The sequence below is a fragment of the Aliivibrio sp. S10_S31 genome (assembly GCF_014694495.1).
Taxonomy (GTDB): Bacteria; Pseudomonadota; Gammaproteobacteria; order Enterobacterales; family Vibrionaceae; genus Aliivibrio; species Aliivibrio fischeri.
On sequence record NZ_JAAUWR010000007.1, the window covers coordinates 1 to 16,954 of the forward strand.

The 16,954-nt window shown below is 37.7% G+C and carries 12 protein-coding genes and 1 tRNA gene; 2 read left to right on the top strand and 11 right to left on the bottom strand.

The annotated features are described in order from the left end of the window. Positions 1 to 296: 296 nt before the first annotated feature. The 5 genes from HC728_RS07680 to HC728_RS07700 all read right to left on the bottom strand — a co-directional run bounded on the left by HC728_RS07680 (position 297) and on the right by HC728_RS07700 (position 10,040). Positions 297 to 371 (bottom strand) — tRNA-Gly (locus tag HC728_RS07680). A gap of 197 nt (positions 372 to 568) precedes the next feature. Further along, positions 569 to 5,299 carry an OmpA family protein gene (locus HC728_RS07685; RefSeq protein WP_017018737.1) on the bottom strand — a complete coding sequence of 1,577 codons (4,731 nt, stop codon included), beginning with the start codon at positions 5,297 to 5,299 and terminating at the stop codon, positions 569 to 571. Next, entirely contained in the window at positions 5,299 to 6,516 is a 1,218-nt protein-coding gene (locus HC728_RS07690; protein ID WP_190395265.1) for a hypothetical protein, read from the bottom strand. The genes HC728_RS07685 and HC728_RS07690 overlap by 1 nt, the downstream gene beginning before the upstream one ends. A 7-nt stretch (positions 6,517 to 6,523) precedes the next feature. Then, a complete protein-coding gene (locus tag HC728_RS07695) occupies positions 6,524 to 8,329 on the bottom strand; it encodes a hypothetical protein (RefSeq protein ID WP_238933796.1) in 1,806 nt (601 codons plus the stop codon). Between the two features lie 169 nt (positions 8,330 to 8,498). Beyond that, complete coding sequence (locus HC728_RS07700; protein ID WP_190395266.1) at positions 8,499 to 10,040, bottom strand: Na+/H+ antiporter NhaC family protein; 1,542 nt, start codon at positions 10,038 to 10,040, stop codon at positions 8,499 to 8,501. Positions 10,041 to 10,371: 331 nt separating this feature from the next. Between HC728_RS07700 and HC728_RS07705 the strand changes: the two genes are divergently transcribed. Then, positions 10,372 to 10,842, top strand: a complete 471-nt coding sequence (locus HC728_RS07705; RefSeq protein WP_190395267.1) for a hypothetical protein — start codon at positions 10,372 to 10,374, stop codon at positions 10,840 to 10,842. Here the strand turns inward: HC728_RS07705 and HC728_RS07710 are convergent, their stop codons facing one another. After that, complete coding sequence (locus HC728_RS07710; RefSeq protein WP_017018742.1) at positions 10,843 to 11,751, bottom strand: LysR family transcriptional regulator; 909 nt, start codon at positions 11,749 to 11,751, stop codon at positions 10,843 to 10,845. A 113-nt stretch (positions 11,752 to 11,864) separates the two neighbouring features. Between HC728_RS07710 and HC728_RS07715 the strand changes: the two genes are divergently transcribed. Beyond that, the gene (locus HC728_RS07715; protein ID WP_072054232.1) at positions 11,865 to 12,905 is read left to right on the top strand and encodes a linear amide C-N hydrolase; all 1,041 of its coding nucleotides are present in this window, start codon (positions 11,865 to 11,867) and stop codon (positions 12,903 to 12,905) included. Positions 12,906 to 12,981: 76 nt separating this feature from the next. Here the strand turns inward: HC728_RS07715 and HC728_RS07720 are convergent, their stop codons facing one another. From HC728_RS07720 to HC728_RS07740, 5 genes are all read right to left on the bottom strand, one after another. Further along, positions 12,982 to 13,959 carry a Gfo/Idh/MocA family protein gene (locus HC728_RS07720; protein ID WP_190395268.1) on the bottom strand — a complete coding sequence of 326 codons (978 nt, stop codon included), beginning with the start codon at positions 13,957 to 13,959 and terminating at the stop codon, positions 12,982 to 12,984. A 30-nt stretch (positions 13,960 to 13,989) separates the two neighbouring features. Then, positions 13,990 to 14,337: a HopJ type III effector protein gene (locus tag HC728_RS07725; protein ID WP_065596875.1), complete on the bottom strand. Its 348-nt coding sequence runs from the start codon at positions 14,335 to 14,337 to the stop codon at positions 13,990 to 13,992. Between the two features lie 75 nt (positions 14,338 to 14,412). After that, complete coding sequence (locus HC728_RS07730) at positions 14,413 to 14,691, bottom strand: GNAT family N-acetyltransferase (RefSeq protein WP_065596876.1); 279 nt, start codon at positions 14,689 to 14,691, stop codon at positions 14,413 to 14,415. 40 nt (positions 14,692 to 14,731) lie between these two features. After that, on the bottom strand, positions 14,732 to 15,910 hold the full coding sequence (locus HC728_RS07735; protein ID WP_017018747.1) for an MFS transporter: 1,179 nt from the start codon (positions 15,908 to 15,910) through the stop codon (positions 14,732 to 14,734). 84 nt (positions 15,911 to 15,994) lie between these two features. Next, positions 15,995 to 16,882, bottom strand: a complete 888-nt coding sequence (locus HC728_RS07740) for a LysR family transcriptional regulator (RefSeq protein WP_017018748.1) — start codon at positions 16,880 to 16,882, stop codon at positions 15,995 to 15,997. Positions 16,883 to 16,954 lie beyond the last annotated feature (72 nt).

Sequence of the window (16,954 nt, forward strand, 5' to 3'; positions counted from 1 at the left end):
GGAAAGCGTCTAATCCTGCCAAAGAAAAGAAAGCGAAAACCATTTCCGCGACAAGTGCTTTATAAAGCACCGCGCTACCCTTATAAAAAAAGAGCCACTAGCTGTTAAGCGAGCGGCATTAGCTTTTCGAAGTGGGGTTCTTTTTTTGTAATAAACAAAGTAAAGTGAGGTGGACAAATCAGAAGTGGTTTTATAAAAATGACAGATACGAAAAAACACGCAATAAAGCGTTTAGTTTCAAATAATAATTGGGAGTTTGAAACTAGGACAATCTCTGAAGAGGAGAAGCAAGAGATTGGAGCGTACAGCGGGAATCGAACCCGCATCATCAGCTTGGAAGGCTGAGGTAATAGCCATTATACGATGTACGCACATCGTTGTAACGAGATAGATAATGCCATACTGAGCGCTGAGGTAAAGTACTTTTTTACACTTAACTAATTGATTGCATGATATTTAAGCATAATATGCAAATTTTAATCTCTTCACACCATACGGCAAGTATAAATAGTAAGCACCGTCAGCCTATTTGTTGCTAGTTTATCTGAACGATGCTTACTTTTTTACATTACAAAAATTGCTTAGACTTTAATTCAATGGCGGTCGGTTGTTTCTCTATCCATTTTTTTATTCGCAGTATGCGTTGTTTTTCATCTAACCCATCCCACTCACTAGCAATATCTCCACTGACTCCCTGTTTACCCTTAGCTCCGGGCTCCATCCACGGCATGGTTTGATCATTTAACTGACTATGATTCAATGTCGGCATGGCTAACTTTAACGTTTTACTACCTAAAGACACGCCAGATTCTGTATTAAGCTGCTTAAGTTCAGTCACGTTTAAATTAAACAAATGCTCCTTACTTTGTATAATGTCACCAAATGGACGTAACCCCGACGCATTAATCCCTGTTGGCGTCATATACTTAAGGTTAAAGCTGATCACATGCACTGCGTATGCTTTCTTCTTATCCAATGAAGAAGAGCTATTATTTAATTCATGAATAGAAAGAGTTAAAAAGGTACTGAGTTTATCGGTTAATACCTCTTTACTTTCTTTATCTATTGAAAGATCCCAAGCACCATTATGACAAATCTCCCCAACATAATTGAGTGCTGATTGATAAATTGGCCCACCCACTTTTTTGACATTTGCGTTTTTATTCAAATAACTTTCAGTATAAGAGGACGAATTTTCAGTATGGTTGCTCGCTTGGTGATAATGGTACGATGTTTTTTCTTCCTCTGACACATAACCTGCTGTTTGTAATTGCACCATGGCATCTACGCTTTTCCAATCCACCTTTAAGGTTTCATATTCATCTTTATGGCTCTCACCGCAAACCAATATATGCAATGTCTCTAATTCATCCGCTTTATCCCATGAAAAACCACTTATTGTCTGCTTTTCATTCTTGGGTTTAGCTAAGTAGCATTTGTTTTTGTAATCAACTCCTACCGCTTGATAAAGTACTTTATCGATGACATTTATAGAAACGCTTTCACCAACAGTTTGTGAATAAGTAAACTCTTCAACCTCTAATAAACGTCCTTCAGAAATAAAGTTAAGGGTTTGTGTCGAACCACTACTGCTGTCTTCCAGTATGACTTTGTGACTATTTTCGCTGTGCACACCAATATGAATTTCATCATGATTATTCTCATCAAACAATATGGCTTGATGATGCTTACTATTCGGCTTTTGCAGTTGCAATTCGTAGCGCATATGTCTAAAACCACCACTAGATACATATTCTTCAAAAGCACTCTCTTTCATTTTTATTATTTTATGAAGCCCAAGCCAATGCAATGTATATAATGAACCTACTCGCTGTTTACTTACTATCGGTTTTAAACCATAAATACGTTGGCTCCCAAAATAATAGAAAGGCTCAAATTCAATCGCAGTCAACGCTTTTTCTTGACCAAATACAGCCTTTAATTTCTCATCTTGATAGGTAAAATCAGATAATGTCATTGGTTTAAATAACACACTGAATTTCGGTCCATCTATATTTACACCATCAACTCGTTGATAGCCTATTTCATAAGGGAATACAGGTTTATCTTCGCCACTTAAAACAATTTGTATTTTTAAACGGTGGAATGGCGATAAGCGATTAATCTTAACTCTTTGATTTTCTTTCTTCCATTTTGAATACTCAACCCAATCTTTACCTTCTTGATCTGAGACTAATACTCGTTGAAGAGCTATCTCATCTAAATCAATGGCTGGCGGTAATGGAGAAAAGTTTTGTGCAAATTCTTCAAATAAATTGTTTCTTTCTTTGTTTTCACTTGGTAGTTCATACAATAATCCCTGAACAGGAAATGCACGACTAAACTTTCCGCTCACTGTTCCTCTATCTTGTGGCGCTTGATATTGCAGATAATTGAATGCAGGAACCGGTGTAGGTAAGGTTTGATAATGTAGGGGGATATCTTGCTTCTGTTTCTGTTTGCACTGATTGATCCAATCGGTCCCTAAATCATTACTTTTAATCGTATTGACTGACCATGAATCATTTTGCAGATACTTTTCGATATAGCCCTTAATATCGTATTTATCTAACGTTAAATTTAAATTTTCACCTGATTGCATCTTCTGGTTTTCACTATGAGCGTACAGCAAAACCATCATCAATCCGTTAAAAGCCAGTGCTCGTAATTGATAACGCTTTAGTATTTCATTTTTAGTTTCATCTTTAGTTAAATACGCAGTTAAGCTCTCATAACTCGTGAGTTTTGTTTCTAACTTACTGTCCCACTGTCTTAACTGACTTAATAATTCCATTTGTATTTTGGCTAAATCAGCAAGATCGTCTTTCGCATCTTCTGCTTTGACAATGGTTTCATAAGCGTAATCAAAAAGCATTTCATCTAAGAAAGCCAAACCAGATTGAACAATATTAGAACCTTCCTTTATTAATAACATGCCTCTTGCTGCTGGCCCTATAACAGGAATAAAACAAGCAACACCTACGAGTGATTCTAACAACGCAAGTTGGGCAGCTAATATTGCATCATCCTCTTTTTGCATTGCATTTAGCGTAATTAGACGAGAACGTTCTAGCACCCCCATTCCACTTCTACTTGGTGCATACACAATATCAAGAACCTTTAAGTAAGCTTTTATCTTTACTCTGCGGTTTACTTTTAATTTAAGATTATCTGATGAAACTTCTCGTCCTGTGGCCTCTACTAATGGCTGAGTTTCACCAAAGGCAATCACCGTTATTTTTTCTTGAAGTTTTTTAGGGAATAGATCAGCAACATTTTGTGCCCGTTGCTGCGATAAATTCATATTATATTGATTGGTGCCGACCTGACAGGTGTGGCCTTCAATAACGATATGAACATCAGGTTGCTTCTCTAAGAAAGAGACAATTTCTGCAATGCCTTGACGAACCATCGATGTATCTGCGGTTTTCTTATCAAACTCAAAAACCACTTCAATTCCAGAGCCGTAGTCGTCATTAAACAAGGTCTTATTTTGAATCGTTAATTGCTCAAAAGCCTGTTTATTTTCTTTATTTATCTCTAATTGCGTTTCCGTCCAGACTGGAATATGTTTCAAATATTCACTCGCAACCTCAGCCATATTGCCACGCGCTTTTTCTGCTTTTTTCTTTTGCTCAACAATTTCTTCTCCGTGATTAAAAAGCGATGCAATATTATTTAATGTATCAACGGCAACTAACCCTCGCCCAGCCAAATCCGCACCTTGCAGCCATGTTTTTGATAATCGCCCAACTGCGGCTTTGTATTTTCCATCTTTAAATTCTTGGTTTGCCTTAGCGAGATATTCGGTGAATTTACCGTACTTCTCTTTATCAAAAATGGTGGCTTTAAATAATGCCGATGCACCAAATTCAGCACGATAAGTAGCACTACCTGCTTGTAATGCGGTTAGCTCCTTTAATTTACCAAGCCCTTCTCCCATGGATTGCAAGCCAAATAAAATTTCTCCTGTGGCTTGCATTGCTGTTGGTAAATTCTTATTTTTTATCTCTTCCCAATACAGCTTGGCAATATTATTTACCATTGCTGTTGGGCCATTATCTAGCTGTGGCGTTAAGCCATCCGCCAATAAATCCATACCAAGCATCATGCTTACTTTGTTAGCTCCGGTTAATACCGCAAGGCTAGTTAAAGCAGGGCTTTCAAGGGCTTTTGTATTGGTTGTTTTTCCTTTTAAATGCGCAGTAAGATGCGAAAGATATTGTGGAAATTGGCAGATTAAAGATTCTTCAAGGGAGATCATATCCCCACACACAATGGCCATTTTTCCTAATGGAGTGTGATTATCAAAACGTATGTATTCTCGGAGTTCGTATTGGTAGCCATCTAAGAAACCAAATTTAATTTTGTCGATATTACTATTTTGGATATATTCTGGAATTATTTGGTTTTCAAAGTTACGAGGGTCAAAAGTTACTTTAATACTGTAATACCCTTCTTGGAAAGATTCAGGATTAACATTGATTAGTGCACTTGGTAGTGTAACAACACCCTTTTTAGGAGCTAAAACAGGGATATCTTCTGCAATAGGTTCCCAAATACTTTGATTATCTTCTCGAATAAATCTAGAAATAGTCACTCGTGCATTTGTATACACATCACTTGAAAAAACGACACTACAGATCGCTTGTGATGGCAATAAGAACCCTTTTAAAGACTCTCCTTTTTTAGATATCTCTTCATGCCATTGGTTATACTCTTTCTGTTCCTGAGATAACGCCTCATTTGATGATGGCTCAAATGGCTTGGCTAGTTGCTCTATCCCTATCTCAGTTAAAGAAAATGTCACTTCACCGTCTTTTTTTACCGTAGAAGAATAACGATATAACTCTTTTGCTATCTCTATTGGCGAGGTTTTACTAATCGCCAAACGACTTAAAATGGCTAACGGCGGAAAACACAATGGATACTCGCCATCATCTAAATGGTTGACCACACTTTTATGCTGAAGGTATTCAAAGTCACCACTTTCAGAAATCGCTTGTACGCCAGTATCAAGTGCATGGATCAGCCCATGTTTATCTGTTCCCCAAATGCCATTGGTTTCTTTATCTTCTACTTGTTCGCTTAATTCTTTTATATTGGCAATTAAGGGAGTAAAAGGAACAGGGCGAATGTTATCAACACCTTTTTTTTCTCGATTAACACCAAGATCCTTAATATTATGCACAAGATGCCATTTTTCAAAGATTGGTTTATTACCTCTTTGTTTTTCATAGTTAAAAGACGTTGAGAATAAGTAATAGCCATCAGCTAATGTATTCTTTTCCTGAGCCATTATTTATCCTCCTTGATAAATGCACCATTATTCGCAAAACCGTTGTATAACCATGACAATGTTGCGGAATGGCCTGAGCATACCTGTGGCCAATTCATCCATTTATCCTTAGGGACGGTTTTATCTTCATTTAATTTTAGAAATATTACACCACCAGCACCATCTCTTACGTAATTAGCATTCAGCCCTAACTGCTCAAAGTATTGATAGTCACCTACTTCTGAACGAACAATTTTCTCACTTTTAACCTCTTTGGTTTCTAAATTAATAAAATAACGATATTGTGCCGACTCACCCCACGCATACTTTCCATCAGGACTGATTGAGCGATTCTTTAAAACATATTTCATTTTACGTTCGTGATTAATATTAAAATAATCACGTTCTGCTAACTCTATAGGTAAAACACTCACCCCATATAGCTCTCTACCTGTAGCTTCGTCATAAACACTAACCCCTAACCCTGCAACAACATACCGCTTTCCGCCGTATATCACCCCCACTTCTGAAAAATGAAAATCATCGTCCATTTGGGTAGTTTTTCCTGAGACAATATCGTATTTCCAATATTTTGCTCTGTCTTCAAAATACAAATAGCTACTGTCTTCTGCCCAAAGAAATTGGGAATGACCAAGATCAGAGCCTAAAACTATCGACTCTTGGGTTTTTAAATCAAAAATGACTTTATTAACGCTGTCACTCCAAGCTAAATAACGATTATTTGGTGAACGACGCATCATTCGTATTGGAACGGCTTCATTCTGCTTATTCATCGGAACAACGTCTAAAAAGTCAGTAACTAACCGTAAATCCGTACCATCTGTTTTTATGCTCCAAATCTTATCTCTCGCTTCATAAATCTGTTTTTCAGTCATTACGGAATACGCATCGTGTTTCCCGTTATTCCACCTAAAATCCACTCTCGGTAAGTCGTAAGAGTCCGCATTTGATAAATCTTCTCTTGGCCACTCTTTAGCGCTGTTCACCACAAAACAGGGCTTCATTATTCCCGGAATCGTGCCATTGGCTTCTTTCATTAAGATGTAGTTATCTTTAGTGACATAAACACGGTTATCATCCCACTCTTGCTCGTTAAGCAATTCGACGTCAGTTTTTGTCGGTTCAACTACCGCACTTGGTGTTGAGGATTCATCTTGGTTGCATCCGTTTAGGAAAATAAGCGCTGCTAATGCTGTCCATAGGTATTTTAAATTCATGGTGTCCCTACACTAATTCACTGATTGCAATGTCTTGATAAATGATGATTGGCGGTTGCTCAGGGTAATACTCATTCCCTTTGTTTACTCGTTTTAACGTGACGGTTTTAACCTCACTTGACCACCCCGTAAATCGAATAGATTGATAACCGTCACTAAGTGCAGATACTTGCCCTAAGTACACCTTTTGCGACCATTTATGTTCTGTATTAAATAACTCAAAGTAGTCATCAGGCTCATCGACAGTAGGATGTTGACAATAAGCAAAAACAATCTCATCTTGTGGTGATGATATAAGTAAAGCGGCAATACCTTGCTCGCTTTGCTTTGCAATTGACGCTGGTAAAGCTTGACTTGAAACTGACGATTGAAGTGCAATAACAGACGCTCCATCATCACTAAATTGTTGTAATTCAGTATAGTTATCAAGCCCTTCTATACGCTGTGCCATGGTCTCTGGATTGTTGGCTAACTCAGATAATTGATCATCAGTCAGCTGAGGCAAACTATGATATGCATAAAGGGTTTGAGGTTGACCTGCGATTTTGTAAGGCACCCAAATATGTGGTAATGCGTGCCCAGAAACGGGGCGTATTTCACTCTGTTTTGAGCCAAATAAACTCTCTGTCGTTTCTAACTCGATTGAATAATGAGTTGGAGTTTGAGGCAACTCAATAATGACTTTATCTTCCGTTAAATCAAAAACTCTTGCCTGCCCATAAACATCAAGCACACCACTAAAAACCGTTTTTCCATTTTGTTTTACATCAAAAGGTTCATCTGAAAAATAACAGCCATACTCTGGATGTGTTAAGGCAATATCTACATATCGATTAGCGACTTTTTCACCAGAATTGGTTTTGTTTTCACTCGTTAAATCGATATCCATAAACTGGTAATCTTTAGTAATTTTTAATTCTCGCCAAACGTTATTATTCCACACAACATAAATATAACCGGATGGGTAAAGAGAAGCTTCTTGAGGAAGAAAATCACTATTTTTTGCTTTAAAAGGCACCACAGGCACTAACACATTATCCCACTCAGCCATTTCTGTTTCTTTGGTTACAGGAGGTAATGATTCGCTCAGTAACAGGTTTATCTCTTTGGCTGAGTTCATACTTGGTAACGTCAAATACAGTGATCGATTTCTATCATCTAAATACGTAAATTCGACGAGACTCCGGTGTCCGTTTTTGCAGTCTTTTTTCGGTTTTACTGTCTTTTCATTGATGTTTTTTAATTTTGAAATCGAGATGGATGCGGCGTTATTAGGCCATTGTCCTGCAAACTCGATGACGATTTTATTATCATTCTTTTTTTCAGAAATAGGAGTAATGGATGAGGCGTTTGAACTTGAACGAAGTAAGGTCGGTTTTACTTTTAAACGAGAACGAGTAACCGAGGGGTTAACCACCTTGTCAATACGTTTTTTTAGACCACTTCCTTGAGCTAAATGCAGAGTATCGATACTTCTATGTTGGTTCATTAACGATAATGCTGCCCACTCTCCCTGTTCGACCAATTGACGAATACGACTGACGGTTTGAAATACCCCTTGTGAATCACTAATTGCAGAATGACGCTGTAAATTAATAGGTAACGACGCTTTTAATGAAGACAGATCGGTAAAACGATTAAGATGATTCAGTAATTCATTGGGAGTGAGTATATACGGTAAGTCTTTTTGGGTAAGTAGGCGACCGGGGATAAGTTTAAATTGGCAGAGCATCTGCATCTCCACATTCAGTGTATTGAAAGTATCTAAAAATAAATTGCCTGCTATATAAATATGAACAGAGAACTCAGTCAAACCCTATTGCCCTTCACACTTATCTTCCTAGGTCGACATCTCTTGTTTTTGTAAATATCCAACCTCTTAGTTACATTCTTAGCTTTGTACTTAATTCTCCTGTACGGACGAGAAACAAAAAACGGCCCAATTAAGGACCGTTTCATTGCTGTAATCTTTAAGTAAACGTCTAGCCTAACTGATTACCAGCCACCAATTTGCTTTTATTAAACATATTCTCTGGAGTTAATTTAGCGAGTGTTACTACCAATGTAACCTGCGCTATTAACGCTAATATGAAAATAAGTGGGTTATCAAAAATACCTGCAATTAGAAAACTGACAAGTGCGATTCCACCATTTAATAATGCATAAGGAAGCTGTGTCTTAAAGTGTTCGAACTGATCACATCCTGCTCCTGTTGAAGACAAGATCGTTGTTTCAGAGATTGGTGAACAGTGATCGCCAAACAAACCTCCAGAAAGAACAGCACCAATACAAACGAACAGTGGCGCATCAATTGCGATAGCTGTCGGGATAACCAAGTGCATCATAATTGCAAATGTTCCCCATGACGATCCCGTAGCAAATGAAATGATCGCTGCCAGTAAAAAAGATACCGCTGGCACTAACCAATATGGAAAGCCGTTTTGAGCTTGCTCTGCAATATAAGCTGCCGCACCTAACTCTTTACCAACTGAACTCAGAGTCCATGCAAGAATAAGGATGATTGCAACTTGCATCATGTTACCCATCCCTTTCATGTACACAGAAATACCATCCGATAGACTTCTTACTTTGTTCATTGCCATTAAAATAATTAGTGTAAATGCAGCAAAAAAGTAAGCGGTAGACAAAGCAGAACGAAACACTGAACCAGAAACTTTTTCAAATGGGAAACCTAGAGGCGCAAGCATAAATACCAGAACAGCACCCATCCCCAATAATGGTGCCCATACAAACGAGGCTTTTGCATTTTTATGCGTGAATATTTCTTTTGAAATATCAGATGATGCATGAAGTTCCCCCTTACTTGCTATCGCTTCAGCTTTTGCCATTGGACCAAAATCCAATTTCTTCAATGCGACAAGTGGAACAATCGCTATCGCTAAAATTGCGTAGAATTGATATGGAATAGCGCCTAAAAATGCATCCCAATCCGTAATATCAGTGACATTTAATGCCGTAAATTCTTTCTGTATTAACCCCATGATATACACACCCCAACCAATGAATGGAATTAAAATGGCCACAGGAGATGAGGTTGAATCAATAATGAAGGCCAGTTTTTGACGAGAGATTTTTAATTTATCGAAAAGAGGACGAAAAACTGGACCAACAATTAATGGCGTACCTAAATCAGAGAAGAAAATGATGATCCCCCCTAGCCATGCCGAGGTTTGTGCCTGAAATTTACTTTTTACCCAAAGCGTTACTTTTTCTGCAAACGCAAGGCCACCACCCGACTTCTCCATTAGCGCAACAAATCCACCAATGAAAACCAGCAATACAATCACTCCGGCATTATAGCTATCTGTTAGTTGAGGAGAGATATAACTTTTAACCATAACACCAAATGTTTCAAACGGGTCAAGCGTGGTAAACAAACCGTTTAGCATTGCTACTCCACTCAAAACACCCGCAAAAAGACCAACCACCACATTACGCGTCGTTAACGAGATAATCAGCGTTATAGCAATGGGGATAAGGGAAGTAATGTCTGTCTGTTCCATAGTAACGTTCCTTTTTATACTGCAAAAGAGCAAATACTTATTCAATTAAATTGACTATATATTTCACAACAGCAAATGTATAGTTTTTTATTCACTTTTTATGAGTTTAAATTCACACATGTATCGAGAGTCTCATTTTAGAAACCACAAGGTATTCACCAAAAAGCATTCCAAGCAAAAAACCATTCACAGAACATATAAATGAAGGGTCGCCGATACTTTATTTTATAAAAGTGCTTGATTTGCAGCAATTTTAGGCTTTCACCTCTTTTCTATTAGCTACAGATATTCTTCAATCATTCATAAGCTGCTTAATTAAGAGAGCAAGGATATGCCTAGATTAATTACGTTAATGATTATCTTATGTTTAGCATTTAATAGTTATGCAAAGGAAACCATTTGGACAAATGACAATATTCATTTCAATTCTCTAATCTACGCTCAAAATTCTGATGATGCTTTTATTCAATCCGTAGTAACTTATGATTGTAAGAAGATCGAGATTTCAGTCGGGTTTAATGAAGCACCTAAATCCTCTTTAACGGCTGTGATTAATGACAAAAAAATTAAGCTCAATAAATTTGGTGTGAATTATTATGGGTATGCCGTATACAAACCACAAAATGAAACAGCAGAAGAACTGTTATTGGATCAGTTTAGACAAGAAGAGTCGATTCATTTAACGGATACTCTTGGTGATAGCTACTATTTCACGACTCAATATTACTCTCAAGCAATGAAGCATAGACTCACAACTTGCTTAAAAAATCGAGAAAAGTATTCGCTGCAAGATAATAGCTAACTAATAATGATGGGATTCTTTCATTGCTTTCTTTAGACATTCAGCGGCTTTTAGAAAAACAGGGCCTTTATCTGAATTTTGGCTACTGATTAGCCCGCATCCCCATGAGATATCACCATCAAAAAATGCAACATCACATCGCTTTATTTGTTTGGACTTTACATACGGTTCCGCAAGGTGTGTAGGTAAAATACTCCAAGTAAACGGTGACTTTTCCAAACACGATACAAGAAAATCAATGCGTGTTAAGACCTGATAATTAGCGCTGAATATCGCCACGTTATCAAGTTCAGCGGAGAGTAAACTTTGCAATATTAGCTGTTTCTTTGTTTGCATTAATTGAAGTGAACATGGCTCATGATCAAGTAATTCAGAATCAGCACTTACATATACACCAAAATGTATTGAACCAATGTTAATCCCTGCCAGACCTTTATGAGGCTTACTGCGATAAGATATTAACTGCAACGTTAGATCTACTCTCCCTTCTTGAATTGATTGGATAGCGAGATCCTTTTGTTGCGATAAGTAATTCACTCTCGTATATGGAAATGCACTTGATAGCTCTTGTTCTGTTTTAAACAATACTGATACCGGCATTGTTTCGTCATAACTGATGGTCAAACTATCTTCTATATCGCTACCTATATTATTTGCAATATTTTGAACTTCTAAACGTTGTTCAAGCAGTAAGGTAGCGTACTTATATAAACGGGTAGCATCTGGGGATAGCTTTGGCGTTTTTCCTTCTCGATTAAATAGCTCAACACCCCAATCTATCTCAAGAAATGCAACCAATTGATGAACCGTTGATCTGTCTTTTTTAAGCTTTCTTGCTGCAGCACTAAAAGACCCTTGCTCTACCACCGTTGCAAATGCTTCTAATTGATCAAACGTAAATGTCGCCATAATTCTTCACCTTTTGTTGGGTTAATCCCAACATACCAGAGATTACATGTGCGATAAAGCACGCAATAATAACCATATTGATGAAACACATCCTCTTCCATTAAGGAGAAACAATGATGAAACGTTCTTTTATTTCGACTGCTTTAATTGGTGCACTTACTTTATCGACCATTGCTCCAGCCGCACAAGCATGTACTCGTATACTCTGGAAGACACAAGATCACGGTACGTTTGTCACTAGAACAATGGATTGGTCAGAACAAACACATCCACATTTAATGAATTTCCCTGCAGGCAGCTCTTATTTAACTCACAGTGAAAAATCAAATAAAGTGACATCTAAATACGATGTAACAGGCTTAACTACCTATGGTTTTATTACTGATGGCGTTAACTCAAAAGGCTTAAGCGGTAATGTTTTGTACGACGGCGAAATGGACTTAGCGGTTAAATCATCTAGTAAAAATGGTTCATTAACTTACTTACGTAATATGTTATCTCAGTATAAATCCGTTAATGAAGTGGTTGCCGCTATCAATGAAGAAGCACCTTCTATAGAATTTGTTGAAGGTGTGCCGATTCGTATTGCTCTTCACATCTCATTTCAAGATACCACTGGTGATAGCGCCATTGTTGAATGGAGAAATGGAAAACCTCAAGTATGGCATGGTAAACAATACACTGTAATGACAAATCAACCAGGTTACGCGCAGCATCTTGCTAATGTAGAGCGTTCAAAACGTGGTTGGGGTGAACAAGAACAACAATGGAGTCAAACGAACCTTGGGACTGGCGGCAATACCAATCCAGAAGACCGTTTTATTCATGCAACTTACTTTTCTGGTCACTTAAATGAACCAACAAGCGTAATTAACGGTATTTTAAAGTTAGATTCAACAAGTTTTAAAATACCTCACGATGCACCAAATAAAATGATCAATGGAAAAATGGCGGGTTATGCGACGGAGTACTCTGTAAATCGCCACCTTGATTCTGGTGAAACAGTAGTCCGCTATCAGTGGGGCGATGCATTTAATCAAGTGCAATACAACGTTAAAGAAATCCAGCAATCAGGAAAATTTGTTAACTTTAATATTTCAACGCCAAACTTAGCTGGAGATATTACGGAAAAAGCGATTCATTCAGCAAAATAGTTTTAGCTAATACCATACATAAGAAAAAAGCCGAATGCATAATACATTCGGCTTTGTTACTACAATAAAGTAAAAATTAACTATCAGCAGGGAAAACCACACCAGTTTGTTTGCGGATTTCAGTGGTTACTTTTGATATAAGCAATGAACGCTCAACCGCTTGCATATCCATTTGATTCAATTCAACTTGCTCGGCAAATTTAAACGCTTCATAAAACATTGGGTTGGCGTTTTGTTCAAGGGTCAAGTCTTCTGTTTCTCCACCACGATTCACTTTCGTTACTTTTTGGCCAATAGATATCATCTCAGCTAAGATCGCCCCCTCTTCACCTTGGATCTCACTGGGTACATAAGAATTACTGGTCTTAGAGTGCATAACAACCACATCAAAGCCATCATAGCCACAAATGATACTGCCGTTACCATCAACACCAGAATCTAGCAGATGTGCCTGTGCTTGAATGGATGTTGGCTCACCAAATAACTCAACCATAGAACCAACACAATAAAAACCGATATCCATAATCGAGCCATTTGAAAACTCAGGATTAAAAGTATTTGGGTTTTCACCATTAAGGTATTTAGGGTAACGAGAAGAGTACTGACAATAGGTGATGTGCGCTTTTCGAATCGCTCCTAAACTTGGCAAGTGCGACTTAATTTGCTGAAAGTTAGGTATATATGGCGACATAAAGGCTTCAAACAGCACCACGTTATTCTCTTGTGCGGTTTGATAAGCGAGTTGTGCCTCTTGGTAATTTGAGGCGACTGGTTTTTCACAAATGACGTGTTTACCCTGCTTCATCATCTTAATAGATTGTGGAGCATGAAATGAATTTGGGCTTGCGATGTACACCGCATCCACTTCATCACACGCCGCTAATTTATCTAAACAATCAAAGGTTAAACTTACGCTAAATTTATCAGCAAATGCTTTAGCTTGTTCAATTGAGCGCGAATACACTGCAGATATTTGATATTTGCCACTCTCTAGTGCAGCCGCTAAAAATCGTTCAGTGATCCAATTGGTTCCAATAACAGCAAGTTTTATCATGATTCAATCTCTTTATTGGTTTTCTGTTGTTTATTTCGCTTGAAGTGCTTGAGTTTTAAACTGAACACCCGCCCAACCGGTTACCATAAAATTGCGAATATTTTGATGGTCATCCCCTTGTGGATTCTCTAATACGTCATGACGATAATATTGCCCAAAACACGCTAATGCTTGCTCTACACTGAGTTGATTCAATAATGCGAAAGCAAAAATTTTGCATGAGCCATTATTTTGATCAGCCAAATTAACCGTATTACCATTCGCAAATTCTGTTGGCGTAAAGTCATAGTGAGACTCAATCACGGCCATGGTTTCGGTAAATTCAATCAATTCAGGCTGTGTGCTTAGTTTTTCAATAAATGCGTTTAACGTCATCATGACTTCCTTTTATCAACTTGTTTCTATCTGATCCAATACAAAAAAACCTAGATAGACGTTCTACCTAGGTTTCAATTATTTCGCTAATAGGTCTTGCCACTGTGGGTTTTTATTCATGTAATGAACCACATAAGAGCAGACAGGCACGATCAATAAATTAGATGCTCTCATCTCATGTAAGAATGACTCCATCATTACTTTGCCATAGCCTTTTCCTTGTAGCTCATCAGGGATCCGAGTACTTATTACATCGAGAATATTGCCTTTCTTTTCGTAATACACTTTAGCAACAGTCTCTCCCTCAAGCGCTATGCGATAACACTTATTATCAGGATCATGAGTTATCATATTCATGCCTACATTCCCTCTTCCTTCTCAAGTACAACTACTTTAATCAGTTCCACTTAAAAATGCGAGTTTCGTTTCCTTCTTGTGGCGCTTCTGGGATATTTAACGACAATAAGAATGAAATAAAGGCCATTGTTGCGCCTACGTAAAACACCGCTGCTGGTGACACAAGCCATATCACACCAAAGCTCACAGGGATAACCACTGCTGCAATATGGTTGATAGTAAAGGCCACACCCGCCGTTGATGCCATATCAGCCGGATCGGCAATTTTTTGGAAATAGGTTTTAATCGCTAATGCTAAAGCAAAAAACAGATGGTCGATAATGTACAGTGCTGCCGCCATTTCTGAAGTTTGTACCAATGCATAACCAACAAAAACAAAAATTAAACCGATGTATTCGAACATAAGAGCTTTGCGCTCACCAACGACACCAATCCAACGTCCTATCTTCTTAGCAAATAACCAGTTAAATACGTAGTTGGCTAAGAACAATAACGTGATTTCAGAAGCCGAATACCCGAACTTCTCAACCATTAAGAAGCCAGCAAACACCATAAAGATCTGACGACGAGCACCACTCATAAAGGTTAATGCGTAATACAACCAATAACGTTTACGTAGTACCAGTTTCTTAGTTTGTTGTGTTTCGGTTTCAAAGTTTGGAAACGATAACCACATAAAGATCGTCACTATTAATGCAATTGAGCCTGCAATGAAGTAAATCCATTTAAATTCTAATTGCACTAATTCAAGCAATACCCATAACACGCCATAAGTACATAAAGAAGCAAGTGCACCGATAGAGATAAGCTTACCGAGCATCTCTGGAGCTTCTTCTTTGGTTAACCATTGCAGTGATAGAGACTGTTTTAAGGTTTCAAAATAGTGGAAACCTACCGACATCAATAATGTTGTGCATAATAAGCCATATACACTTGGGAAGAACCCAGTAATCGCAACACCTACCGCTAACATCACCAAAGAGAGGATCATGAACTTCTGCTCACGAATAAAAAGAAGGACGAAAACAGCAGTAAAGGCTAGAAAACCTGGGATCTCACGCACACTTTGCAATAGCCCAATATCTGCACCAGTAAAAGCCGCTTTTTCTATTACAAAGTTATTCAACAGTGCATTCCACGTAGAGAAAGCAATAGGAACAACAATAGATATTAAAATCAAAAACGTTTTGGGATTTCTCCACTGAGCTAGACTCGACATAATAGTGACTCTTATTAATATTTAGATTTACACACTGTAACATATTTCGTTGAAACATCGTCTTAGCCCATGGCGATCTTTACTTTATTTACCTTTTAATAATGAGACTAAGTACTGAATAGTTTCTGACACTTGTTCTGTTTTGGTATAAATCCCAACACTGCCTGATTTTTCTGATCCTTGTGAAAGCGTCACAATTCCCAACTCCGCCATTTTATCTTTAACTTGATCGGTATAAGGCATGATCGCATCACTGGTTTTTAGCATATCAATACTGGCTTTTAAGGAGTTAAGTTCATACACAACCCCTGTTTTTTGCTGTTTAAGATTGAACGCTTCCATACCTTCATCATTCAAAATCTTCGTGTGTCTGATGTGATCTGGGGTGACTTTTATTAAAGGGTAATTATCCAACTCATTTGATGCTAGATCATTTGATAACAATGGATGCCCTTCCCTTACAAACCACGCTTCTTGTTCGATAAATAAAGGCATAAACAATACACGATGTCTTGGATCGATATTTTCGATTTCATGACCGATAAAAAGATCAATATCACCATTGAGTAATTGATTTAGCATAGAGAGACCATTACCAAACTCGATATACATTGAATTATTTGGATGCTGCTCTACAAATTGTTTAATCACTTCAGAAGCAAAGCACTCCCACCACGCCTCACCAATTCCTAACTTTATCTTACCCTGACTTCTGGCTTTCATGTCGGTCAGTTGATGCATCATTTGACTGTGTTTTTCAAACAAATCTTGTACATAACGATAATAAAGCCAGCCAGAACTAGTCAGTTCAACTCCTTTGGATTTTCGATGAAACAAAATCACATCCAAACTTTCTTCTAGTTTCTTAATTGCTGTCGTTAATGTTGGTTGGCTAATAAACAGTTTTTCAGAAGCACCTTTAATGCTGCCTTGCCGAGCCACTTCATAAAAATAGCGTGATGATTTATCCATAATAAACACTCAGTAATTATTCTGACTTCACAATACCCATGATATAAATTTTTTCTATATCAGAGTTCAAAT